General features: G+C 64.4%; 1 protein-coding gene. It reads left to right on the forward strand.

Annotated elements, in window-relative coordinates:
* Positions 1 to 278: VirB8/TrbF family protein (locus HBA93_RS20880; protein WP_286202105.1), on the forward strand; the 278-nt coding region annotated here is incomplete at both ends.

Here is a 278-nt window from a genome sequence, read left to right on the forward strand (position 1 = left end):
TCGTTCTGCAATCGGCGCGAGGGACCGTCGTGCCCTGGGTGGTGCAGGTCGATAATCTCGGCCAAGCCCAGACCGTCGCCGCAGCCACCGCCGATTACCGTCCGACCGATCCGCAGATCGCCTTCCATCTTGGCCGTTTCATCGAGCAGACGCGCTCGATCCCGGCGGATGCCATCATCGTGCGCCAGAACTGGCTGCGCGCCTATGAGTTCACCACTGATAGGGGAGCGGCCGCGCTCAACGACTATGCCCGCGCCAATGATCCGTTCACCCGTGTC

It is taken from the genome of Ochrobactrum sp. SFR4 (assembly GCF_019730395.1).
In the GTDB taxonomy this organism is placed as follows: Bacteria; Pseudomonadota; Alphaproteobacteria; order Rhizobiales; family Rhizobiaceae; genus Pseudochrobactrum.